Origin of the sequence: Niveispirillum sp. BGYR6, from assembly GCF_027568365.1 — a bacterium.
GTDB lineage: Bacteria > Pseudomonadota > Alphaproteobacteria > Azospirillales > Azospirillaceae > Niveispirillum.
In genome coordinates, this window is sequence record NZ_JANLNL010000002.1 from 394,041 (window position 1) to 416,684 (window position 22,644).

23 protein-coding genes and 2 tRNA genes are annotated in these 22,644 nt (G+C 64.1%); 15 read left to right on the forward strand and 10 right to left on the reverse strand.

Annotation, left to right across the window (positions count from 1 at the left end; translation table 11 throughout):
• Positions 1 to 71 precede the first annotated feature (71 nt).
• The 8 genes from PCJ49_RS05750 (at position 72) to PCJ49_RS05785 (ending at position 6,252) form a co-directional block, all read left to right on the forward strand.
• Entirely contained in the window at positions 72 to 737 is a 666-nt protein-coding gene (locus PCJ49_RS05750) for an NUDIX domain-containing protein (protein ID WP_269910117.1), read from the forward strand.
• 79 nt (positions 738 to 816) lie between these two features.
• On the forward strand, positions 817 to 1,818 hold the full coding sequence (locus PCJ49_RS05755; RefSeq protein WP_269910118.1) for a cysteine synthase A: 1,002 nt from the start codon (positions 817 to 819) through the stop codon (positions 1,816 to 1,818).
• Positions 1,819 to 1,844: 26 nt separating this feature from the next.
• Positions 1,845 to 2,573: an alanyl-tRNA editing protein gene (locus PCJ49_RS05760; RefSeq protein ID WP_269910119.1), complete on the forward strand. Its 729-nt coding sequence runs from the start codon at positions 1,845 to 1,847 to the stop codon at positions 2,571 to 2,573.
• A 78-nt stretch (positions 2,574 to 2,651) separates the two neighbouring features.
• Complete coding sequence (sseA, locus tag PCJ49_RS05765; protein WP_269910120.1) at positions 2,652 to 3,521, forward strand: 3-mercaptopyruvate sulfurtransferase; 870 nt, start codon at positions 2,652 to 2,654, stop codon at positions 3,519 to 3,521.
• Complete coding sequence (locus PCJ49_RS05770; RefSeq protein WP_269910121.1) at positions 3,518 to 4,135, forward strand: GNAT family N-acetyltransferase; 618 nt, start codon at positions 3,518 to 3,520, stop codon at positions 4,133 to 4,135. The genes sseA and PCJ49_RS05770 overlap by 4 nt, the downstream gene beginning before the upstream one ends.
• Positions 4,136 to 4,146: 11 nt before the next feature.
• Complete coding sequence (gene metC, locus PCJ49_RS05775) at positions 4,147 to 5,331, forward strand: cystathionine beta-lyase (RefSeq protein WP_269910122.1); 1,185 nt, start codon at positions 4,147 to 4,149, stop codon at positions 5,329 to 5,331.
• A gap of 2 nt (positions 5,332 to 5,333) precedes the next feature.
• Positions 5,334 to 5,774, forward strand: a complete 441-nt coding sequence (gene hisI, locus PCJ49_RS05780) for a phosphoribosyl-AMP cyclohydrolase (RefSeq protein ID WP_269910123.1) — start codon at positions 5,334 to 5,336, stop codon at positions 5,772 to 5,774.
• Positions 5,775 to 5,883: 109 nt separating this feature from the next.
• Entirely contained in the window at positions 5,884 to 6,252 is a 369-nt protein-coding gene (locus PCJ49_RS05785; protein ID WP_269910124.1) for a hypothetical protein, read from the forward strand.
• A gap of 31 nt (positions 6,253 to 6,283) precedes the next feature.
• Here PCJ49_RS05785 and PCJ49_RS05790 read toward each other — a convergent pair whose 3' ends face one another.
• From PCJ49_RS05790 to PCJ49_RS05810, 5 genes are all read right to left on the reverse strand, one after another.
• Complete coding sequence (locus tag PCJ49_RS05790; protein WP_269910125.1) at positions 6,284 to 6,541, reverse strand: DUF6460 domain-containing protein; 258 nt, start codon at positions 6,539 to 6,541, stop codon at positions 6,284 to 6,286.
• A gap of 172 nt (positions 6,542 to 6,713) precedes the next feature.
• Complete coding sequence (locus tag PCJ49_RS05795) at positions 6,714 to 8,585, reverse strand: flagellin (RefSeq protein WP_269910126.1); 1,872 nt, start codon at positions 8,583 to 8,585, stop codon at positions 6,714 to 6,716.
• A 542-nt stretch (positions 8,586 to 9,127) separates the two neighbouring features.
• Positions 9,128 to 9,886 carry a sulfite exporter TauE/SafE family protein gene (locus PCJ49_RS05800; RefSeq protein ID WP_269910127.1) on the reverse strand — a complete coding sequence of 253 codons (759 nt, stop codon included), beginning with the start codon at positions 9,884 to 9,886 and terminating at the stop codon, positions 9,128 to 9,130.
• Positions 9,887 to 9,945: 59 nt separating this feature from the next.
• Positions 9,946 to 10,623 carry an RNA pseudouridine synthase gene (locus tag PCJ49_RS05805; protein ID WP_269910128.1) on the reverse strand — a complete coding sequence of 226 codons (678 nt, stop codon included), beginning with the start codon at positions 10,621 to 10,623 and terminating at the stop codon, positions 9,946 to 9,948.
• Between the two features lie 11 nt (positions 10,624 to 10,634).
• Entirely contained in the window at positions 10,635 to 12,215 is a 1,581-nt protein-coding gene (locus PCJ49_RS05810) for a hypothetical protein (protein ID WP_269910129.1), read from the reverse strand.
• 344 nt (positions 12,216 to 12,559) lie between these two features.
• Between PCJ49_RS05810 and PCJ49_RS05815 the strand changes: the two genes are divergently transcribed.
• The 5 genes from PCJ49_RS05815 (at position 12,560) to PCJ49_RS05835 (ending at position 15,316) form a co-directional block, all read left to right on the forward strand.
• Positions 12,560 to 12,763 (forward strand): hypothetical protein, encoded by a 204-nt coding sequence (locus PCJ49_RS05815; protein ID WP_143270702.1) that lies wholly within the window; start codon positions 12,560 to 12,562, stop codon positions 12,761 to 12,763.
• Between the two features lie 66 nt (positions 12,764 to 12,829).
• Positions 12,830 to 12,904, forward strand: a tRNA-Met gene (locus PCJ49_RS05820).
• 71 nt (positions 12,905 to 12,975) lie between these two features.
• Positions 12,976 to 13,050: transfer RNA gene (locus PCJ49_RS05825), tRNA-Met, on the forward strand.
• Between the two features lie 220 nt (positions 13,051 to 13,270).
• Positions 13,271 to 14,938 carry a GGDEF domain-containing protein gene (locus PCJ49_RS05830; protein WP_269910130.1) on the forward strand — a complete coding sequence of 556 codons (1,668 nt, stop codon included), beginning with the start codon at positions 13,271 to 13,273 and terminating at the stop codon, positions 14,936 to 14,938.
• Between the two features lie 69 nt (positions 14,939 to 15,007).
• A complete protein-coding gene (locus PCJ49_RS05835) occupies positions 15,008 to 15,316 on the forward strand; it encodes a hypothetical protein (RefSeq protein WP_269910131.1) in 309 nt (102 codons plus the stop codon).
• Here PCJ49_RS05835 and mnmA read toward each other — a convergent pair.
• Positions 15,282 to 16,430, reverse strand: a complete 1,149-nt coding sequence (gene mnmA, locus PCJ49_RS05840; protein ID WP_269910132.1) for a tRNA 2-thiouridine(34) synthase MnmA — start codon at positions 16,428 to 16,430, stop codon at positions 15,282 to 15,284. The two genes, PCJ49_RS05835 and mnmA, sit on opposite strands and share 35 nt — an antisense overlap.
• A gap of 184 nt (positions 16,431 to 16,614) precedes the next feature.
• Positions 16,615 to 17,307 (reverse strand): beta/gamma crystallin-related protein, encoded by a 693-nt coding sequence (locus tag PCJ49_RS05845; RefSeq protein ID WP_269910133.1) that lies wholly within the window; start codon positions 17,305 to 17,307, stop codon positions 16,615 to 16,617.
• A gap of 223 nt (positions 17,308 to 17,530) precedes the next feature.
• On the opposite strand from PCJ49_RS05845, the gene PCJ49_RS05850 reads away from it, so the two are divergent.
• Together PCJ49_RS05850 and PCJ49_RS05855 are read left to right on the forward strand one after the other, a co-directional pair.
• The gene (locus tag PCJ49_RS05850; RefSeq protein ID WP_269910134.1) at positions 17,531 to 19,132 is read left to right on the forward strand and encodes a peptide ABC transporter substrate-binding protein; all 1,602 of its coding nucleotides are present in this window, start codon (positions 17,531 to 17,533) and stop codon (positions 19,130 to 19,132) included.
• Positions 19,133 to 19,242: 110 nt separating this feature from the next.
• Positions 19,243 to 19,986 carry a transporter substrate-binding domain-containing protein gene (locus tag PCJ49_RS05855; RefSeq protein ID WP_269910135.1) on the forward strand — a complete coding sequence of 248 codons (744 nt, stop codon included), beginning with the start codon at positions 19,243 to 19,245 and terminating at the stop codon, positions 19,984 to 19,986.
• On the opposite strand, the gene PCJ49_RS05860 is transcribed toward PCJ49_RS05855, so the two are convergent.
• From PCJ49_RS05860 to PCJ49_RS05870, 3 genes are all read right to left on the reverse strand, one after another.
• Positions 19,979 to 20,767, reverse strand: a complete 789-nt coding sequence (locus PCJ49_RS05860) for a hypothetical protein (protein ID WP_269910136.1) — start codon at positions 20,765 to 20,767, stop codon at positions 19,979 to 19,981. The genes PCJ49_RS05855 and PCJ49_RS05860 overlap by 8 nt on opposite strands.
• An 81-nt stretch (positions 20,768 to 20,848) precedes the next feature.
• Complete coding sequence (locus PCJ49_RS05865; protein ID WP_269910137.1) at positions 20,849 to 21,520, reverse strand: ABC transporter substrate-binding protein; 672 nt, start codon at positions 21,518 to 21,520, stop codon at positions 20,849 to 20,851.
• A 94-nt stretch (positions 21,521 to 21,614) separates the two neighbouring features.
• Positions 21,615 to 22,523, reverse strand: a complete 909-nt coding sequence (locus PCJ49_RS05870; protein ID WP_269910138.1) for a VacJ family lipoprotein — start codon at positions 22,521 to 22,523, stop codon at positions 21,615 to 21,617.
• Positions 22,524 to 22,644: the final 121 nt, after the last annotated feature.

The following is a 22,644-nucleotide window of genomic DNA, read 5'->3' on the forward strand; positions in this document are numbered from 1 at the left end:
GGCTGCAAAGCTGGCCCGCCTGCCCTGCCCTGCGCAACCCCCTTCGCATTTTCCCGCCACGCCGGATAATCATGACCAACGAAACCTTTCCCCGCCTGTTCCCCGTTCTGCCCGGAATCACCAGCCCGACACGGGTGGAGATTGTGAAATTGGAGACTATTCACAAGGGTTTCATGGATTTTACCCGTCAGACCCTGCGGCATGAACGATTCGGTGGTGACATGACCCCGGTGATCGAACGGGAAATCTGCCATCGCGGCCATGCGGTGGCCGTCGTTCTCTATGATCCGGCCCGCGACGTGCTGTTGATGATCGAACAGTTCCGGGCCGGGGCCTTGGCGGCCAAAAAAGACCCCTGGCTGCTGGAATTCGTTGCCGGCATGGTGAAACCTGACGAAGTAGCGGCCGAAGTAGCCGCGCGGGAGACAGAGGAAGAAGCCGGCTGTACCCCGCGTGACCTGCAGCACATCTTTACCATGATGCCCAGCCCCGGCGGCTGTACCGAAATCGTGGAAATATTTTTTGGCTATGTCGATACAGAGGGGCTGGGCGGGCTGCATGGGCTGGAAGAGGAGGTGGAGGATATCCGCGTGCATCTGGTGCCGGCAGACCTCGCCATCGCCCAGATGGACGCCAACCGCATTACCAGCGGCTTCACCCTGCTGGGCCTGGCCTGGTTCGCCCGCCACCATGCGGCACTGAAGGCGGGCCTTGCGGAGAATGCGTTGCAGGGCTGAAGCGGCGGGGGTTAGGTTTTTAACAACCTCGCCCCATATGGGGTGCCAGCATTCTACACATGAACAAGGGCACAACGCCGTGGATATACGCAACGGCTTCATCGACAGCATCGGCCGCACCCCGCTGATCCGCCTGAAGGGCCCGTCGGAAGCGACGGGCTGCACCATTCTCGGCAAGGCGGAATTCCTCAATCCCGGTGGGTCAGTGAAGGACCGCGCGGCACTCGCCATCGTGCAGGACGCGATTGAGCGCGGCCAACTGCGGCCCGGCGGCACCATTGTGGAAGGCACGGCCGGGAATACCGGCATCGGTCTGGCCCTGGTGGGCAATGCCATGGGCTTTCGCACCGTCATCGTGATGCCGGAAACGCAGAGCCAGGAAAAGAAGGACATGCTGCGCCTGTGCGGGGCCGACCTGCGGCTGGTGCCGGCCGTGCCCTTCAAGGATCCCGGCAATTACGTGCATGTCTCCCGCCGTATCGCGGAAGAACTGGCGCAGACGGAACCCAACGGCGCCATCTGGGCCAACCAGTTTGACAATCTGGCCAACCGGGAAGGCCACCGCCGCACCACCGGCCCGGAAATCTGGCAGCAGACGGATGGCAAGATCGATGCCTTCACCTGCGCCACCGGCACCGGTGGCACGCTGGCCGGCATCGCCCTGGCGCTGAAGGAACGTAAGCCCGACGTAAAGATCATGCTGGCCGACCCGATGGGCTCGGCGCTTTACGCCTGGAAGAAGACGGGCGAATTGAAGGCTGAAGGCAATTCCATCACTGAAGGCATCGGCCAGGGCCGGGTAACGGCCAATCTGGCCGATGCGCCGATCGACGATGCGGTGCAGGTGACGGATGAGGAAGCGCTGCCGGTCGTGTTTGACCTGTTGAAGAATGAAGGGCTGGTGCTGGGCGGTTCCAGCGGCATCAATATCGTTGCCGCCATGAAGGTGGCCCGCCTGCTGGGGCCGGGCCATACCATCGTCACCATCCTGTGCGATTACGGAACCCGTTACCAATCCAAGCTGTTCAATCCCAGTTTCCTGCGCGAAAAAGGCTTGCCGGTTCCTGACTGGCTGTCCTGATATCACCCCTTGATGGAGGTCCGCCCATGACGCTGCTGTTCCGTGACGATCCCTACCTGAAACAGGCAGAGGCCACGGTGGTGGAAAGCGGGGCGGACGGCATCCGGCTGGATGCCACGCTGTTCTATCCCAATGGCGGCGGCCAGCCCGGTGATACCGGGCGGATCGATTGGGAGGGCGGCAGTGTGGCAGTAACCGACACGCGCAAGGCGGTGCCGCTGGTGGAAAACGGTCCCGATATCCTGCACATCGTGCCCGCCGATTCCCCCCTGCCCCCGCCCGGCACCAGCGTGACCCTGCATCTGGATTGGGAGCGGCGGCACCGGCATATGCGGATGCACACCGCCATGCATCTGCTGTGTGCCGTGGTGCCGGGGGCCGTGACCGGCGGGCAGGTGGGGGCGGAGAAATCCCGACTGGATTTCGATGTACCCTCGGCCAGCCTGGACAAGGACGCGCTGGAAGAAAAACTGAACGAGTTGATCCGCGCCGACCACCCGGTACGTGAACGCACCATCACCGATCAGGAAATGGCGGAACGGCCGGAACTGGTGCGCACCATGTCGGTGCAGCCCCCCACGGGCAGCGGCTCGGTGCGGCTGCTGCAGATCGGCACCGATGACGCGATGGTGGATTTGCAGCCCTGCGGCGGCACCCATGTGGCGCATACGGGGGAGATTGGCCCGATCAGCATCATAAAGATCGAAAATAAGGGGAAGCAGAACCGCCGCGTGGTGCTGGGCTTCCGGGATTAAGGGACAGTTTGCATTCCAATCGCCTATAAAGGACAGATGGATATTACGTTTCCTCCCTCTGTCCCGATAGGAACGAACATGGCCGTGCCCGCGCTGACCGATCCGCTGGTGTCCCCCCTCTGGCTGTTGGGGGTGCTGGGCCGGCCTGATGTGAAACTGGTGGATGCCTCCTGGCACATGCCGGCGGCCAAGCGCGATGCCAAGGCCGAATTTGCGGCCCAGCGCATTCCCGGTGCCGTGTTCTTCGATATTGACGGGATTTCCGATCCGGATACCGACCTGCCGCACATGCTGCCCAGCCCGCAGGGCTTCGCCAACGCCGTCTCGGCCCTGGGAATCGGCTCAGCGGATACGGTGGTGGTCTATGACAGCGCCGGCCTGTTCAGTGCGGCCCGCGCCTGGTGGATGTTCCGCGTCTTCGGCCATGATGCAGTCTATGTGCTGGATGGCGGCCTGCCCGGCTGGATCGCCGCCGGCGGCGAACTGGCCAGCGGGGAACCCGAAGCCCCCACCCCCACCACCTTCCGCGCCCAGTACCGGGCGGACATGGTGCGCAGCGCCGATGATCTGAAAACCAACCTGGAAACCGGGGCGGAACAGGTGCTGGATGCCAGGGCTGCCGCGCGCTTCACCGGCTCTGTGCCGGAACCGCGCGCCGGCCTGCGCAGCGGCCATATACCCGGTGCCCGCAACCTGCCCTTCAATGAGCTTTTGGTCAGTGAGACCCAGCAGATGCTGGAGGGGGAGGCGCTGCGCGCCCGCTATCTGGCCGCCGGGATCGACCTGTCGCGGCCCGTGGTCACCTCCTGCGGCAGCGGCGTCACCGCGGCCGTGCTGGCGCTGGGGCTGCACCGGCTGGGCGTCAGTGATGTGGCGCTTTACGACGGCTCCTGGACCGAATGGGGTGGACGCAACGATCTGCCGCTGGCAACGGGGGCGGCCGCATGAACAACGCCGCCCCCCTGGATGGCCCCGTACCGCCGGGCCGGATGCGCACCACCGTCACCTATCTGGAAATGACGGCCAAGCCAGCCCGCCGCCAGCGCCCGCATCCGCATGAAAAGCTGGCCCTGATGCGGGCGGAAAACTGCACGCTCTCCTTCTACCGCTATCTTTATGACCATGTCGGGCAGGACTGGCTGTGGTGGGCCCGCCGGGCCATGGATGACGCCACGCTGAATGCCATCATCAAAGACCCGGCGGTGGAAATCTATGTGCCCTATGTCAGCGGCGTGCCCGCCGGCTATGTGGAACTGGACCGTCGCACACCGGGGCAGTGTGAGATCAATTACCTGGGTCTGCTGCCGGATTTCATCGGCCATGGCATTGGCGGCTGGCTGCTGGATTGGGCGATTGAGGCGGCCTGGAATGCAGCTGGCATGGAAAAGCTGCTGGTGAATACCTGCACGCTGGACCATCCCCATGCCCTGATGACCTATCAGAAAGCCGGCTTCCACCCCGTGGGCCAGGTGGAGAAGGAAGAGGATGACCCCCGCGTCACCGGCCTGATCCCCCGCCATGCCGCCCCGCATGTTCCCCTGATCCTGCCGACCGAAGGCTGAGAGCGTTCCCGATGAGCACCGATAACAGCGCCAAGCAGACGACCCGCCTGATCCATGCCGGACGCCACCCGGAACGCCATGCCGGGGCGGTGAATGTGCCGCCCTTCCGCGTGTCCACCGTGCTGTTCCCCGATCTGGCGGCGTTGGATGATTACGATCCCTATTACCGCTCCATCCGCTATGGCCGTACCGGCAACCCCAGCAGCCACGCCTTTGAAGAGGCGGTGACGGTGCTGGAAGGCGGCCATGGCGCGGTTGCTTATGGTTCTGGCGTGCAGGCCATCAGCTCGGCCCTGCTGGCCTTCACCAAGGCCGGCGATCATATCCTGATGGTGGATACCGCCTATGGCCCCAGCCGAACCTTCTGCGACGGCATCCTGAAGCGGGCGGGGGTGGAGACGGAATATTATGATCCCGCCCTCAGCGCTGCGGACTTGAAGGCGCTGCTGCGCCCCAATACCAGCGTGCTGTTCATGGAATCGCCCGGTTCCCAGACATTTGAGCTGCAGGACGTGCCGGCCCTGGCCGCCGTGGCGCGCGAAGCCGGCATTGTCAGCATGATCGACAATACCTGGGCCGCCGGCATCCTGTTCCAGCCGCTGGCCCATGGGGTGGATATCTCCATCCAGTCGGCCACCAAATATATTGGCGGCCATGCCGATGCCAGCCTGGGCGTCACCGTCACCGCCAGCGAGGCCCATTGGCTGAAGCTGAAGAAGGCATCGGTGGAACTGGGCGCCGTGGCCGGGCCGGATGATCTGTTCATGGGGCTGCGCGGCCTGCGCACCCTGCCCACCCGGATGCGCCAGCATCAGGAAACCGGCCTGATCCTGGCCAGCTGGCTGGCCGAACAGCCAGAGGTGACGCGGATGCGCCATCCAGCCCTGCCCGGCTGCCCCGGTCACGCGATCTGGCAGCGGGATTTCAGCGGCGCCTGCGGTCTGTTCGCCTTTGAAATGAACCCGGTGCCGAGGGCGGCGCTCGCCGCCATGGTGGATGGGATGCGCCTGTTCGGCATGGGCTATAGCTGGGGTGGCTTTGAAAGCCTGATCCTGCCCTGCGACCCCAGCCGCATCCGCACGGCCACCCGCTGGCAGGGCGGCCAGCTGATCCGCATTCATGCCGGGCTGGAAGATCCGGCCGACCTGATCGCCGACATGAATGATGGTTTCAACCGCCTGCGCAAGGCCCTGTAATCATGACCACCGCTTTCACCCCTCTGCCCGACTCCGCCATCGATGCCGTGCTGGCCAAGGTGCGCTTCACCGCTGATGGGCTGGTGCCCGCCATCGCCCAGCAGCATGACAGTGGCGAGGTGCTGATGATGGCCTGGATGAACGCGGACACCATCCGCGAAACCCTGCGCAGCGGGCGGGCCTGTTACTGGTCCCGCTCCCGCCAGGCCTTCTGGCGCAAGGGCGACACCTCGGGCCAGGTGCAAAATCTGGTGGCGCTGCGGGTGGATTGTGATGGCGACACGCTGCTGCTGCTGGTCGACCAGCTGGGTGTCGCCTGCCATACTGGCCGGCGCTCCTGTTTTTACATCGAAGCGCAGGCAACGGGGCCGGAAACCATCGCCCCGGTGCTGATGGACCCCAACGCGCTATACGGCACCACCCCCAGCGGCAGCAGCTTCTGATATGTGCAAAAGGATAGGGTGAGAGCGGGGCCGGCCCTGGCAACTGGCGGCGAAGGGCCCGAGACCCTATGCTGTTTCCGCTACGACCATGCCCAGGTGTTGAGACCCGATGAAAGAGCTGCGCTGCATCCTGTTCACCGATCTGGAGGTGCTGGCGGCGATCCTGGACCGCCGCCGCAAGCTGAACGAGCCGCTGCCCGACGGGCAAGTGACCGGGCTGCGCCTGGAAATGAACCAGGGCACCCGCTGCACCTTGCTGGTCGATGGCGGCAAGCACAGCCTGACCATCCCGGAAGCAGAGCTTCAGGCCGCCTTGCTGGCCCATTGTATGACGAAGAAAGTGCCGCTGCCGGCAGAGGCCGATAAAAGCGTCTACCTGATCCGGGGGCGCGCTACCTTGATGATGACGATGAATTTCAACAAGAGTGCACGGCTGGTCAGCATGGTGGAAGAACGCGCCGACAGCCTTCCGCACTGACGGCCACCCTGACGCGGCCGATACCCCCTGATCAATCCCGCCCGCCGCCGGAAGGCCCCCGCCGCCGCCAGAGCCGGGGCAGCACGCTGATCAGCGCAATCGGCACCACGATCACCGCCCCTGTTGCCACATAGGGCCAGGCCCAACCAAACAGGTCGGCCAGCATCTCCGGCAGGGCGGCAACGGAATGCAGCGCACCGCGCAGCAGGTCGTACGGATCGATCCGCAGCCAGGCCAGCAACAGCCCCACCAGCAGGGACCAGATCAGGATATTGACGATCAGTCTCATGCCTTCGCTGTACCCCAAGGGCCGACGGACCGCAACAGCGCGGCGGGATCACCCCTTCCGAAATAGATCGAATTTTACTGTAATTTGCATTGCAGATTATTTTGCAAAAAGAAAGAGGCGGCGACCTTGCGGCCGCCGCCTCCCCCATCTTTCATAAACCGTGCGGCTGTTCTTAGAACAGACGCAGGATGGCCTGCTGCGACTGGTTGGCCAGCGAGAGGCTGATGGTGCCCAGCTGCTGACGCGTCTGCAACAGCAGCAGGTTTGCACCTTCCTCGTTCTGGTCGGCCTGGACCAGCTTGTTCCCACCTTCGGTCAGAACGTTGGAGAACTCGCTGGTGAAGTTCTCGCGGTTCTGGATGATGTTCAGGTTGGTGCTCAACCCCTGCGAAGCCGACCGCAGGGTCGCCGTGGCATAGGTCAGGCTTTCCACTGCCTTGTCGATGTCCGTCCGGTCGAGGAAGTTGTTCTGGGCATAGTCCAGACGCAAACCCTGGCCGTCGGTCTGCACATTCACCGACTGAACGGTGATGTTGTTGGTGTTGGATTCGTTCAGCTGAACGTTCAGGTCATTCTCGGTATTGGCATCGGTGCGCTGTACCGTGGTGATATTGGCCGAGTCCTGGCGCGCCGCAGACTGCATCAGCGTGGACGGATCAACATCGAAGCGAACCGTACCGGAGGCAAAGCTCAGCGCATTCTCACCGTCGGACAGCTTGGCGTTACCCCGGGCATTGCTGCCGGAGCGGCTGACCGTCACACCATTGAGGTTGGTCGCCGACACTTCGATATCGACATTCTTCTGAATGACCGATGTACCATTGGCAGCTGTTTCCAGCTTGTCCAGATCGGCCCGGTTCACGTTGAAGGAAACAACCGTACCCGAAGTGAAGCTGACAGAGATGGCCTTGTCCGCCGCGTTGGTCGTAGAAGCACCGACCTGGAAGCTGACGGCCGTGCCGGTGTTGACCACCCCGGTAATCGTAAAGCTGCCATTATCAGCCGAGGCATCAACGGTAAAGCGCGTCGAGTCAAGACCCGCCTGAACAGCAGCAGCCAGCTTGTTTGCCACAGACCGACGCCGGGCCTCCGGGCTCAAGTCCAGATTGGTGGCGCTGTCTACAACATCTTCTTGGGTTGCCTTGTAGGTGAAGGTCTGACCATTCACCGCTGTGGTGAAAGTATCACCCGCCTCAATCGCCCCATCAATCTTGATCTTGGAGACCTGAGGGTTACCCTCCGTCCCCGGCTTTTCGGTGCTTGCCGTTGCCGACTGGCTGTTATCAAAGAACCGAATGGTGCGGCTTTCAGAGCCTTCCGTGACCACCACGGTGCGTTCACGTCCCGCCTTGCCACGCATTTCCACCGAAACGTCGGCGAAGTTACCGGCGGTGCTGGACAGCTTGCCCGATACTTTCAGAGAGCTGAGGCCGCGCTTGTCTTCTGCGGTGGAAATATCGGCCAGATCGGCACTGATATTGCCGGTACCGCTGACCCGCACGGAATAGGTATCGGCGGAGATCACGTTGGTGACGCGGCTGGCCGACAGGCCGGCGATGGTATCGACCTGCTGGCGGCTGGTGGCCGTGCTGTCCAGCGTGCGACCATTGCCGACCAGCAGGTTCTTACCGGCATAACCGCTGTCGCGGGCGATCTTGTCGATCTGGTCCTTGATGGTGTTGAACTGGGTGGCCAGCGACTTGCGGGTGGCGATGGACTGCGGGTCGGTGCCCAGGCTGTTATAGGCAGAGGTGGTCAGACCTTTGGCCTGTTCGACCAGCTTTTCGATGGCAGTGATGCCCTTGTCGCCCGCCTGGATGGTGCTGATCGACTGGCCCATGCTTTCTTTCAGCTTGGTCAGGTCGCCCGCACGGGTGCTCAGGCTCTTGGCGGCAAAGAAGTTCGTGGGGCCATCCAGGGCGCTGTTGATCTTGTTGCCGGTGGACAACCGGGTCTGGATTTCCTGGACGCCCTTGTTGGTCTTCTGCAACAGCAGCAGGTTGTTGCGCATACCTGCGGTCAGCTGGACATCACTGCTCGACATGGTCATCTCCTTTTGAGCGCTACCGAGGGGCCGTTTAGGCCCCTAATCGATTCTCGTGGACACCGTAGGGCGCAGGGTGAGAGCCGTTACCGTGGAAGACGCCGGGTGCGATGCAGGACCGGCAGTTTCGGTGCGGATCGGGCTATCCGTCGTGCTGATCGCGGCAATCAGGCTTGGCACAGGCATTGCGCCTGGAGGCTGTTCCTGCACCGCTGTCCGCTCGACGCCATTGTCCAGAGTTACGGCTCTTCCTATGCTTTGGTGGACACGAAGGGTTCGCCCCGATCAAAGCAGGAAGCGTGCCAAGTGCCGAAGAGCCGGGATTTCCATACTTTTGGGTAGGGTTTCGGCCCAAAGCCGTCCCCAAACGGGGGAGAGGGGGAAAATGAGTCCCAGTTCCAGGCCCCCAGCCCAATGGGATTTTTCTGCCTAGCCCGGCATTTCCTGCCGGGGGGGCCAATGGAAACCGGGTCGCTTATGCCCAACAAAAAGGGCCCCGCCATCGGCTGATGGCGGGGCCCTTTTTGTTGGATGCGGAACGCTCAGCTGCCCAGCAACGTGTGAACAGCCTCCACCAGATTGCGCAGGCTCAGCAGCATGATGATGATCGCCACCAGGATCATCATCGGCTTATCGGGCAGCTTCTGCGTTACCATGGCGGCAAAGGGGGCGGCGATAACGCCGCCCAGGATCAGGCCCAGGATGGCCGGCCAGAGATCCAGACCGATGGTCAGGATGAAGGTGCAGGAAATCACCGTGGTGACAAAAAACTCCGCCAGATTGGTGGAGCCGATGGCATAGCGCGGCGTGGTGCCGGCCCCGATCAGGGTGCTGGCCACCATCGGCCCCCAGCCCCCGCCGCCCACGGCATCCAGAAAACCACCGCCCACGCCCAGCGCGCGCACCTTGTTGGCCGACAGCTCCGTCGCTGGCGGCGGGTGCAGCGCCTTCCACAGGATCAACCCGCCCATCCCCACCAGATAGATGGACACGATGGGGCGGATCAGTTCGCCCGACACGCCAGACAGCACATAGGCCCCCAGCCCCCCGCCAACCATGCCGGGAATCGCCAGACGCCAGACCAGTTCCGGGCGGATATTGCGGCGGCGCCAATGGGCAAAGCCCGACGCCCCGGTGGTGAACATCTCCGCCACATGCACGCTGGCGCTGGCGGTGGCGGGCGGAATGCCCAGGGACATCATCACACTGCTGGCGGTAACGCCATAGGCCATGCCAATGGCCCCATCCACCATCTGGGCAGCAAACCCCACGGCCATGAACAGCAGGATGTCTTCAATCATCAGAATGCGTTCCGCCTTGATTATCCGCCCAGGCCTGCCCCTGGCGCAACCAGCAGCGGCTATCCCTTAACAATCTTCGCCAAGGTCTGTGCCATATGCGGTGGCGGTTCCGCCACCGCCGATACAGGTGCCTCAGCGGAAAAGTTGAATTGAACGGCGCGGGCCAGCAGATGCAACCCGGTTTGCGGCGGCATCTGCGCCCCATAGATCGGGTCACCCAGCAGCGGCATTCCCATATAGGCGCAATGGGCGCGAATCTGGTGCATCCGGCCGGTGCGGGGATGCAGTTCCAACCAGGAAAGCCCGCCATGGCTGGCCAGCAGGCGCCAATCGGTCAAAGCCGGCTTGCCGGCAAGATCGACCACCACCTTCGATGTGCCGGGGATGCGTACCTTCAGCAGGGGCATATCGATGCTGCCGGTATCGCCCTTCGGCCGCCCCTCCACCACCGCCCAATAGGTCTTCGCCACCTTGCCGGCCAGGAACAGGTCACCGATGCGGGCGGCGGCGGCGGCATCGCGGGCCAGCACCAGACAACCCGCCGTATCCTTGTCCAGCCGGTGGGCCAGACGCGGCGGTTCGTCCCGATCATCGGTCAGATGCGGCAGGTACAGTTCCAGATGGTCGGTGGTTTTGGTCCCGTAATGCACCGGCAACCCATAGGGTTTGTCGATCACCAGCACATGATCGTCACGGTAAAGCACGCGGGCGCGCATATCCGCCGCTGTCAAAGCCATGGCTGCGGCACTCATTCCGTGGCCAGCCGCGCCTCGGCCATCTCGGCAAATTGCTGCAAGGCGGGGTCGCGCCAATGTTTGGTGCGGCGCAACTCCTCCATGGCCAGTTCCAGCACGGAACGGGCCAGCGCGGCCTCCCCGCCGGACAGCGGCTCCGGCTCCTTCAGCCGCTGGGCGACGGTACGGGTCAGGCCTGGATCCATCAGCCCCATCCAGCTGCCGGCCTCCGCCCCCAGCCGGTTGCCCAGCTGCGCCAGCCGAATGGCATGGGCCAGCCGCTGCGAGGCCGAGGCGTAACCATTGCGGGAGAAGCAGCCGCGATAGGCATCCCGCAGCCCGGCCACAACATTATCATGGAAGGAGGAAAAGCCGGTGCCCCAGAACAGGCTGCGCTTCAGCACCGCGCGCCAGCGGCTGCAAAAGGCCAGGGTCCAGTCCAGTGCCTCAAAATCGGGAATCGGGCGGCTGGCGCTGCGCCCTTCCATCAAGCAGCGCTCCTCCAGCATGGGATAAAGCTCCGCCTCCACCCGGCGGACCATGCGGTCCAGGAAATCACGCGCCAGGCTGCCATAGCGCATATGGTTGATCAGGTCCAAATCCTCAAACAAGGACAGGATCACATCCAGATTGCCCAGTTCCCGGTCCAGCAGATCGCGCCGCGCCAGCGGCAGCGACAGGCCCGGCCGCACCAGTTGGCCCACCCCCATGGCGCCCAGAATCTCCTCCGTCAGGGCAAAGCAGGTGCGGCCCAGATGACGGGTCAGGGCCATCACCGTCGGTTCCTGCCAGGGCTGTGGCCCATGCAGCAGGATCATCCGGCCAGCAATATAGTTGCGATCAACATGCAGCAGGGCCAGGGGCGCCAGCACCCCGACGCCCGGCACCAGGGCTGCCACCCGCCCGTCCAGCCCCTGCGCCGGGTTGCCCACCATGGCGGCCAGGGCATCCGGGTCGCGGGCGGCGCGGCGCAGCTGTTCATGCAGCTCCCCCATCGCCCGACCCTGTGCCAGCACCCCCTGCATCAGGCGCAAATCGTCAATGGTCAGCGGCCTTGGATCAAAGCCCAGGCGAGTCCGCTTGGCCTCCAGCCCGCGCCAGCGGTTGGTCTCCTCCAGAAAGGGGCGAACAGCGCCGGCCGTGCCCAGGGTGGCTGTCAGCACCTCTGCCGCGCGCTTGGCCAGGTCCGCCTGCAGGGCCACCACCTCCGGCAGGCCGAACACGGCGCGCAGCGGGCGGGACTGGGCGCGTTCGGCCAGCATGGCATCTGCCTGCCGGGCGAATGGCCCGATGGATTTATCGACCAGCCTGATCCACAAGGCCCCCACATCCAGCGGATGCAGGGTGCCGGGGCTGGCAAATTCCGGCCGCAGCAGGGTGGAATCACGGGTCATGTAGCGCTGAAACAGCTCTGTGAACAGGCGGCGGGCGTGCTGCTGGCGCAGGGCGTTCAGCTTGGCCACCAGGGCACGGCGCACCGCCTGCCGGCGGGCCGTATCCCCCTCCAGCTGTTCCAGTTCCTCGAACAGCCGGTCGGCCTCTTCCGTCGGCAGACGGGCGACCAGATCGTTAATGGTACTTTCAGAGACGTTCATGGCGCTTCTGGCAAAAGCCGTCCTGTTCATTATCTAGCGCGCTTTCGTGTATGCCACACCAACTTCCTGAACACCCTATGCAATTGCACCCATCGGGAAAATCGACAGGCCAAGGGGCCGGCACTCCTGCTGAGTTGCGGACAGCCCCATGCCCCTTGGTATGACCAATTTCCCTCAAGCGCCGGGCGCTGCCTCCGGCAGCTTGGCTTACGCGCCCATGGGGCACGGGCCGGCGGTCGCCGGCCTCCAAGGGGCATGGAACATGCCCCTTGGTATCAGATGGACAGGCACCGGCTTCACGCGGCATTCTGTCCCGCATGACAGCCGCGCCCGGTGCCCCCACCATGTCCACACCCGCCCCCGCCCCGTTCGTGTTCCGCTGGCGCGATGAGGCGGGCCAGTGGACAGAGGTAAATTGCTGGGCCGCCAGCCGGCGCGAGGCGGAAATCTATGCCAGCCGCGCCGGCTGGCCGGGTCATGATGGCACAAGGTTGGGCCGCTACCGCGCCTGGCTGGAACAGACGATCAAGGGCACGGAAGAAAACTAAAAAAGAGACTTGACGAAAGCAGCTGTTTTATCTACACAGCGGCTCCCGATCGGAATGGCGGTCGATGGCACTGTAGCTCAGCGGTAGAGCAGGGGACTCATAAGCCCTTGGTCGCGTGTTCAAATCACGCCAGTGCCACCATCCCTTCCCGACGACAGGATATACGCCGTATTTTCTACATCACGGCATTCGGCCCTCTGGGCCCGGGTTTCGGCACTGTAGCTCAGCGGTAGAGCAGGGGACTCATAAGCCCTTGGTCGCGTGTTCAAATCACGCCAGTGCCACCATTCAGTCGCCCCGCCGGCCCCAGTGCCCGGCGGGGCGTTTTGTTTTGGCCCCTCCCCCTCACCACCCCTTTGAATGATTTCCTCACCGAATGGATAGAGGGAACGCCGTTTGCACCGGCGGAAGGCTCGGTTAATTACGGGTAAACCTTCCCCTCGTGTGGCGGCCCGCGATCCCGGCGGTGGCGCTTCGTCCCCTGGAACCGCCCCCGGAGCATCACCCATGCTCAGCCTGCGCAGCATCATCGGCCTGTCTTTCCTGATTCTGACAGCGACGACCACAGCCCTGTGTGGCGCCTATATGGAGCGGGAGGCCCAGATCACCCTGCGACGGGAGGTGGGCAGCATGTTGGCCAGCATCGCCGATGGCATGGCCGACAAGATCAATGGCGATATGCGCCACCGGGCCAGCCAGGCCCTGCTGTTGACCCAGTTCGGTGGGCTGACCGATCCGGTCCATGCCCAGCGCACGGTGGATGAGATCGTCTCCCTGGACCCAACCGCCTCCTGGATCGGCATCACCGACGCGCAGGGCAATGTGATTGCCGGCAGCCGGGGCATCCTGACCGGCAAGAGCATCGCCAGCCGGCCGGTTTTTCTGGAAGGACGCAAGGGCCTGTTTCTCGGCGATGTGCATGATGCCGTCATGCTGGCTTCCCTGCTGCCCAACCCGACCGGGGAACCGATGAAATTCGTTGATGTCGCCGCGCCGATTCCGGGGCCGGATGGCGCAGTCGTCGGTGTGCTGGCCATGCATTACAGCTGGACCTGGGTGCGCGATCTGGCCCGCAACCTGCTGCGGCCTGTCTCCAACCATGAGGGGATGGAGGTGATTGTCGTCGCCCGCGAAGGCACTGTGCTGCTGGGGCCAGCGACGATGATCGGCCATCCGCTGGCCTTCACCCCCCGCCCCGGACAACGGGGGTGGGAGGAACGGCGTTGGCCGGATGATCATGCCTATCTCACAGGCTATTCCACCGGGGTGGAGGGGGCAATGGTCAAGGATCTGGGCTGGACGGTGATTGTCCGCCAGCCCATGGACAAGGCCATGCAGGCTGTCCAGCATATGCGGAACCGGGTCTATCTGGTGGGGATGCTGCTGGCCGCCCTGCTGGGCGGCATTGGCTGGCTGACCGCCGGCATCATCACCCGCCCCCTGCGCGCCATCACCAAGGCGGCGGAACGCATCCGCCAGGGTGACAAGGATGCCGCCATCCCCATGGTGGGCGGGGCCCACGAAACCCGCATCCTGTCGCAGACCCTGGGCGATCTGATCAATAATCTGGTGACCAGCAACGGTGCCCTGATCGCCTCCGAAAAGGCGCTGGCCCAGATGGAGGATATTGCCTATCAGGACAAGGTGACGGCCCTGCCCAACCGGCATTTTTTCGACCATTATCTGGGACTGGCGCTGGCCCGCGCCCAGGCCACAGATGAACAGCTGGTCGCCCTTTATATTGATCTGGACGGGTTCAAGCCAGTGAATGACCTATATGGTCATGATGCCGGCGATGCGGTGCTGTGGCAGGTGGGGGCACGGTTTTCCGCCGTGCTGCGCCAGAATGACCTGATCGCCCGCATCGGCGGCGACGAGTTCGCCGCCTTGCTGCCCTGTGACGGGGCGGATGGCCATGCGGAGGGGGCGGCGGTGGCCGCCCGCCTGCTGGCCGCCGTGGCACAGCCGGTCAGCATCCAGGATGGGGGTGTGACGGTGAACGTGGGCTGCAGTATCGGCATCGCCGTCTGGCCGCTGGACGGAGAGGATGCCGAGACATTGCTGAAACATGCCGATGCCGCACTTTATGAAGCCAAGAAGCGCGGTAAGAACCGGGCGGTGCATTATCCGGCCCTGGTGTCTGAACTGACGCTGGGCCCGCCCTGTCACGATTGAACTGGCGGGTCATCACCCCTACCATGGCGGGCATCGGAGGCGCCAAAGCCTTCCCCAGGGAGTGTCCCCATGGCCCGCAACCGCCGCCCGTCGCTTTACCTGATCCCCGCCATCCTGCTGGCCTTTGCCTTCGTGGTGGTGCCCGGCCTGCCCTTCGATTTCCTGCCCGATGGCGTGCGCAGCGTCTGGGACGGGCTGGTTGCCCCCCTTCGCACCCCCGTCACCCAATTCTGGTGGGGCTATATCCGGGGGGCAACGCAGCAGCCCTTGTTCAATCTGGTCAGCTATCTGACCCAGGTGGCGATTCTGGTCACACCCTGGGTCATCATCCGCCTTCTCTGGATCAGGCGGCAGCGCGCCGCTGGGCCGTTCCGCTGATCCAGCCACCGCCCAGCATCCGCTCCCCATCATAGAAAACGGCGGCCTGACCGGGGGAGATGCCATACTGCGCCTCCTCCAGATCCAAAGTGGCATTGCCGTCGCCATGCAGCAGCAGCACGGCCGGCGCCGGGTTCTGGGCGGAGCGCAGCTTCACCATCACCGGCATCGGTACGCCCACAGCCGGGTTACCCAGCCAATTGACCTCCCGCACCTGCACCCGGTCACGGGCGAGTGCGGCGCGCGGGCCGACAATCACCTGATTGGCCACGGGGTCGACACGCACGACATAGAGCGGATCAGCCTCGTCCCCGCCCTCCCCCTTGCGGCCGCCGATGCCAAGGCCCCGGCGCTGGCCGACAGTGTAGTTGATCACCCCGTCATGCCGGCCCATCAATGTGCCATCGACATGCACAATCTCCCCCGGCCGCACGGCACCGGGGCGCAGCTTTTCCACCACCTTGGCGTAACCGCCGGTGGGCACGAAGCAGATATCCTGGCTGTCCGGCTTGTCCGCCACGGCCAGACCCAGCTCATCCGCGATGGCGCGGGTTTCCGTCTTCGGCTTCATGCCCAGGGGGAAGCGCAGGAAATCCAGCTGTTCCTGGGTGGTGGCAAACAGGAAATAAGACTGGTCGCGGCTATGGTCCGCCCCGCGCAGCATCTGCGCCTTGCCATCATCGCCCACAAAGCGGCGGGCATAATGGCCGGTGGCCATGCAGTCGGCCCCCAGTTCGCGCGCCTGATCCAGCAGATCCTTGAACTTGACCGTCTGGTTGCAGCGCACGCAGGGGATGGGGGTTTCGCCCTTCAGATAGGTATCGACGAAATCATCCATCACCGAATTGCGAAACCGGCTTTCGTAATCCAGCACATAATGCGGGATCTCGATCTGGTCGGCCACGCGGCGGGCATCATAGATATCTTGGCCCGCACAGCAGGCCCCCTTTTTGCCCACCGTCATCCCGTAATCATAAAGCTGCAGGGTGATGCCGACGACATCATAGCCCTCCCGCTTCAACATGGCGGCGGCAACGGAACTGTCGACGCCGCCGGACATGGCGACGACGACGCGGGTGTCGGCGGGCGACTTATCGAGACCAAGGCTGTTCATGGGCGCAAATATAGGCCGCCCCCCGCCCCGCCGCCACGGGGATGCAAAGCAAAGCGGCTATGAAGGGGCGGTGGGGGACATGCGCCTTGGAGGCCAGCGACCGCTGGCCCGCGCCCGCATGGGCGCGTAAGCCAAGGCGGCGGATGCCGCCGCCCGGCGTCTGCATGATCCATAGCTTCAGGGATTACTGCCAGATATTGATCTGGCCGCCGCTGCAGCGATAGTTCCAGCGCTGGCCTTCCCACCAGATGTTGCCCTCATACTCATTGCCGGTGAAGCGCGAACTGCCGCTCAAGCCATAGCGCTGGATGAAGGCTTTCTGCACCTCCCGCTGGCAGCTGTTGGTGGGGTTGGGATTGGCATCCCACGGGTCGCCCCGATCCTTGTTGCCGCGATTATCCCAGATGATCCCATCATCATCGGCGCGCCGATCTGGCCGGCGATTATCCTCCCACGGGTCGCGCTGGCCCCAGCCCGGCCGGCGATCATCCTCCCACCGCCGGTTATCCCAGCGCCGGTCATCCCAATCGCGGTCGCGCCCGTCGCGCCAGTTATCCTGCACCTCCCGCAGGGAGCTGATGCCACCGCGCAGGTTCTTCACCTCCGCCGTATTGGCGATGCGGGCGCCGCCGGCGAAGGTCTGGCAATGATCGTAGCGCTTATCCTTGCAGATTTCCCAGACACCCGAATGCACGATGACGGAGCGGGCCCGGTCATTCCAAGGCGGAATCTTGGCCAGCGAATCGACATCATCGCGGATGGTGATGCGATCCCCCCGGAAGTCCGGTTCGGCATAAAGCGTCACCGCCCCGGCCAGGGCCGCCCCCGACCAAGCCATGCTTGCCAACCCAAGGGTGATCGCACCGATCTTCTTCATCTTCTGTCCAAGGGGCCAACCTACCCACCATGGGCCGCCTGCCCCCCTCCCATCCTGCTGTCTTCCGGCCATCGCCGGACAGATCATCAATGTCACGTGGCTTTATGGCGCAGCAAGGGCACAGGCGCGGCACAATTTCGGTGTGGATTGAGGATGGACAGAGGGCACCTGACCAGACAGTCTGTGCCGCCGATTGCGCAGACCGGGAGATAGTGCAACCCCCATGACCAACATCACACGGCGCAGCATTATGGGCGGCGGCCTGTCCCTGGGGCTGGCCCTTGGCCTGCCAGGGACGGCCAGTCTGGCGGCAACGCCAACGATCCTGAATATCGGCCTTGGCCCCGATATCGACACGGCCGACCCGCACCGTTCCACCACCATTGTGGCCGGTGCCTTGTTCGTGGAACTCTGGGAGGGGCTGACCAGCTTCGACGCCGCTGGCAATGTGGTTGCCGGTGTCGCCACCTCCTGGGAAACCAGCGCTGACGGGCTGCGCTGGAATTTCACCCTGCGCCAGGATGCTAAATGGTCTGATGGCAGCCCGGTGACAGCCGATGATTTTGTGTTCGCCTGGCGCCGCGCCGTGACGCCTGCCACCCGGCTGGGCCTGCCGGAATGGATCGCCCCCATCCGCAACGCCATGCCGATCATGCGGGGGGAAAAGCCGCCGGCGGAACTGGGCGTGCGGGCTGTCGGTCCCTATCAGCTGGAAGTACTGCTGGAACATCCCAAGCCGGATCTGACCGTCTATACCGCCTATTGGGTGCTGAGCCCCCTGCACCGCGCCTCGGTGGAAAAGCATGGCGACAGCTTCCCCCAGCCGGGCAAGCTGGTGGGCAATGGCCCCTTTATCCTGGATGCCGCCATCCCGCAGAGCCATTATGCCCTGAAGCGCAACCCGCATTACCATGGCGCGGCCAGCATCGCCGCCAGTGCGGTGAATTACCATGTCACCGAAGACTTGCAGACGGAGATGAAGCGTTTCCGCAGCGGGGAACTGGTGGCCACCAAGGAGGTGCCGCCCACCCAGCTGGATTGGGCGCGCAGCAATCTGGCCGACAGTCTGCGGCTGGCGCCCCGCGCCTCCACCTTCTTCCTGGTGCCCAACCTGACCCGTGCGCCTTGGAAGGAGAATGCCAAGCTGCGCCAAGCCCTGGCGATTGCCATCGACCGCAAGACCATTGTGGAGAAGATCGCCCGGGGGAATGAGCCGCCAGCCTACAGCATGACGCCGCCGGGGCTGGTCGGCTATCAGCCGCCGGAGCCGGACTGGGCAAAGCTGGGCGATGCTGACCGGGTGGCCCTGGCCCGCCGCCTGTTCGCGGAGGCTGGTTACGGCGCCGGCGGCCAGACCCTGCCCCCCGTCGAACTGCTGTACAACACCAACGAACTGAACCGGCAGGTCGCCGTGGCGGTGGCCGCCATGTGGCAACAGGTGCTGGGCGTGAAGACCACCCTATCCAACCAGGAATTCAAGGTGGTGGTCAGCCGGATGAAGGAACATTCCTATCCGGATTTCGCCCGCATTTCCTGGGCGGTGGGGTTGGTGACCGAATATCTCAACCTGCTGCGCTCCCGTGCGGAGGCGTTGGGGCCGGGTTATCGCAACCCGGTGTTCGATAAGGCGATGGAAGCGGTGGATGCCAGCCTGAGCCTGGAGGGATTCAGGGCGGCCCTGGCGGCGGCAGAAAACATCGCCATGGCCGATATGCCGATGATCCCGATCATGCGGCAATCCAGCCGCCGCCTGGTCAATCCGGCGCTGAAAGGTTGGGTGGATAATCCACTGGATTTGCACCCAGCCAAATTCCTATCCCTTTGATCGCAGCGCAGGCGCGACGGGCCAGCGACATTGTCGCATGATGGTTGCCAGCACCCCGGCCGGTTGGAAACCCCGCCGGGGTGCTGCAACCATCTTGGAAAGGCAAGTACATGGCCCGCTCCTGGCCATTGGTCTTGATGCTGATTCTGGTGCTGCCCGGTCTTCCCGCCAATGTGCGGGGGGAGGTCGTGCGGTTCGGCCTGCGGGAAGCGGCGCCGATGGTGGAAATGCAGCCGGACGGACGGCTGGCCGGGCTGGAATATGAGATTATCCAGGCCGTGATGCAGGCGGCGGGCATGGAGCTGGTGCCCTATCTGGGGTCCAATGCGCGGCTGGCCGTGGCCGCCGATGGCAAGGCGGTGGAGGCATTCGCCCCGGTGGTCGGCCAGCCGCCGCAGGGCGTGACCCTGACCGACAGCTATCTCACCTATCAAAACGTGGCCATGAGCCTGCGGGAGCGACGGATAAAGCTGGAGCGGATGGCCGATCTTGGCCGTTACCGGGTGCTGGCCTTCCAGCGTGCCACCCAGACCCTGGGGCCGGAATTCGCCGCCGCCGTCGCGGGCTGTCCTTTCTATCGGGAGGAGCCCAAACAGGCGCTGCAGGCGGCGGGCCTGCTCTATGAACGCTATGATGTGCTGATCGCCGATGCCCGCATCCTGCGTCACCATCTGGGGCCAACGCCGGTGACAGAACACCGGCTGTTTGCACCCAGCCCCTACAGCGCCGGCTTTCGCGACCCGGCCCAGGCTGCCCGCTTTAACGAGGGGCTGCAGCGGATCAAGGCCGATGGCACCTATGCGGCGATTCTTGCCCGCTATCCAGCCCTGCCGGACGATCCGACCATTAATTGATCCGCCGGCTATCCAGCCGCGCCGCCCGCACCCGATTGATGATCGACCAGCGGTCGGCAATCTCCCCCACCGGGGCAACGGTCCAATCCCATTCGGGACCGGGGGGCAGGCTGGCGCCGAACAGCGGGTCTTCCACCTCCACCACTACCCCCTGATCATTCAGCACATGGCGGCGTATATCGCCAACCAGCAGGGTCGGGCAGGCAAAGCCGCGCAGATGGGCCAGATGGGCTTCCACAATGGCCCGGCCCAGGGCCGCCCTGTCGGTTTCCGGCTGCCGCCGCAGGGCCTGACGCAAGGGCACCAGCGGCAATTGCGAGACCAGATTGGCGGAAACGACAAGGCCGATGCGCGGATCATCCCAAAAAGCGGTGATCGGGGGCGCCGCCTTTGTGCCCCCCTCTCCGGCTTTCCAGGCGTCGGCCATGCCGGTCAGTTCCTGTGTCACCAGCTCTATCCCCGGATGGCGTGCCGCCAGGTGCCGGGCCGGCGGTGGATGGGCCACATCCACCAGCAACAAACGGGGGAAGCGGGCCAGCAGTTCCGCCATGGGTAAATCCAGGCAGGGACCAGAACCCAGGATCAAGGCCGTATCCCGATCCGGCGATGTATCGGCCATGGCCTTGATGATGGCGTTGCGGGTCTGTCGCTGATGGGGGGCCCAGGCCGCCGCACAACGTTCGGCGCGGCTGAGGCAGGCCACCGCCGCATAACGATAGCCCAGCGCCACCAAGCCCTTGGGGCATCGGGTTCTGAGGCTGATCAGCCATTCACGCAGCATGGGGCCATCCGCCGGAGATGGAAATGGCCCGCCGGAGAGAGACCGGCGGGCCATGGAAAAACAGGGGATAAGCTAAAGGCCTTACGGGGTGGCAGCCGCCGGATGGCTGATGCGCTGGCGCAGCGCTTCCAGCAGGGCGTCGAACTTGCCGCCATTATTCTCAATCACGGAGGCGAATTCCGAACGCTGGGTCTGGCTCATGGAGACATTCTCCACCACCACGTCGACGATCTTGTAACCGCCACCATCCTTGGCCCGCACGCGCCAAGCCACATTCACCGGCGGGCCGCTGGGGCGCAGCACCTGGCTGACCACCACCGCGTCACGCTGGCCGGCCGGCTGGGCGCCGCTGACCTTGAAGCTCTCACCCGCATACTGGCTGAAACGCTCGGCATAGACCTCCACGATCATCTGCTCGAACAGGTCCATATATTCCTTGCGCTGCGGCTCCGTCGCCGTGTTCCAGTACCGGCCCAGCACGAAACGGCCGATGGTGGCGACGTCGAAATTATCATTCAGCAGCTTGCGGAAAATCTCCTTGGTCTGTTCCTTGGAGACCTTGGAATCCGCCAGCGTGGCGATGGCCTTGTCACCCAGCGACTGCACGAAATCGGCGGCTGCCTTCGCCCCCTGGTCCGCCTGGGCCTGCGCCGGCAGCACCGCCACAACAGGCATGATCGCGGCACCAAAACCCGCCATCAGCATGAAAGCGGCACCAGAGAGAAGAGAACGGCGATTATTGGTCATGGTCATCACGGGGTTCAGTCCTTGTTTCTGGCGTCAGCATCGTTCTTTACCGCGAGGCAAACAGTGATGGACGTCACGGGGAGTGGTGATAGGCCGGTTCCTATCGTTTGACATCCCCATAGTCCGGTATAGCTGGCAATTGGGACGGATCTGGGGCGCCATCGCGGATCAGGCCATCACGCCGCTGACGGTAAAGCGACCGCATCGCGGCATAGTAATCGAGACTATTACGCTTCAGATCATCCAAAGGTTCCAGAAGTTCGGCGCGTGTGTTGAGACCGACCAGCCCGGTACGGGTATAGACGATCCAGTCCCGATCCGTGTTCTGGGCCCAGTTCGTCACCGGATCAGCATAGGCCTCCCCGGTAAGGCCCACGGCATCGCGCACGGAAGAGGGCCCCAGCAGCGGCAATACCAGATAGGGGCCCTCCGGCACGCCCCAGACCGCCAGGGTCTGGTCCAGGCTTTCATATTCGTAATTGAGCCCCTTCTCCGCCGCGACATCGATCAGGCCGCCCAGGCCGACGGTGGTGTTGATGACAAAACGCCCCAGCACGGTGCCGGCCCCATCCACATCGCCCTGCAAAAGCTGGTTGGCGAAATCCAGCGGGCTGCGCAGGTTGCGCATGACATTGCGCACACCCGTGCGGGCCGGCGTCGGCACCACCGCCTTATAGGCCACGGCAAGCGGGCGGATCAGCACCGTATCCACCCCGTCATTGAACCAGAAGACGGCCCGGTTGAAACCTTCCAGCGGATCATTGGTCGACGGGGGGCGGGTAGCAGCCCCCTGCCCCGGTGCATTGCCCTGCAGCGCCGTGGTGGCCGGGTCACCGCCCACCGGGGTGCTGCCGCCGGGGCCGGCATAAAGGTTGCCACCCATGCCATATTGGTCCGCCCGGTCAGGGCCGGTACCGCAGGCGGTCAGCGCAAGGGCAAGAAAAGGCAGGGCCAGCCAGCCCCGGGCACGGCGGATCATCGGCATCGTCGGCTGCATCGGCTTCGCCATCTCCAATCAGGGCACCCCGGCAAAGGGGCGGATCAGCCCTTAACGCTTTCGCACGACGATCGGATCACCGGCCCATCCACCTGATGGATGCACGGCAGCCATTTACAGCGCATAAAGATAT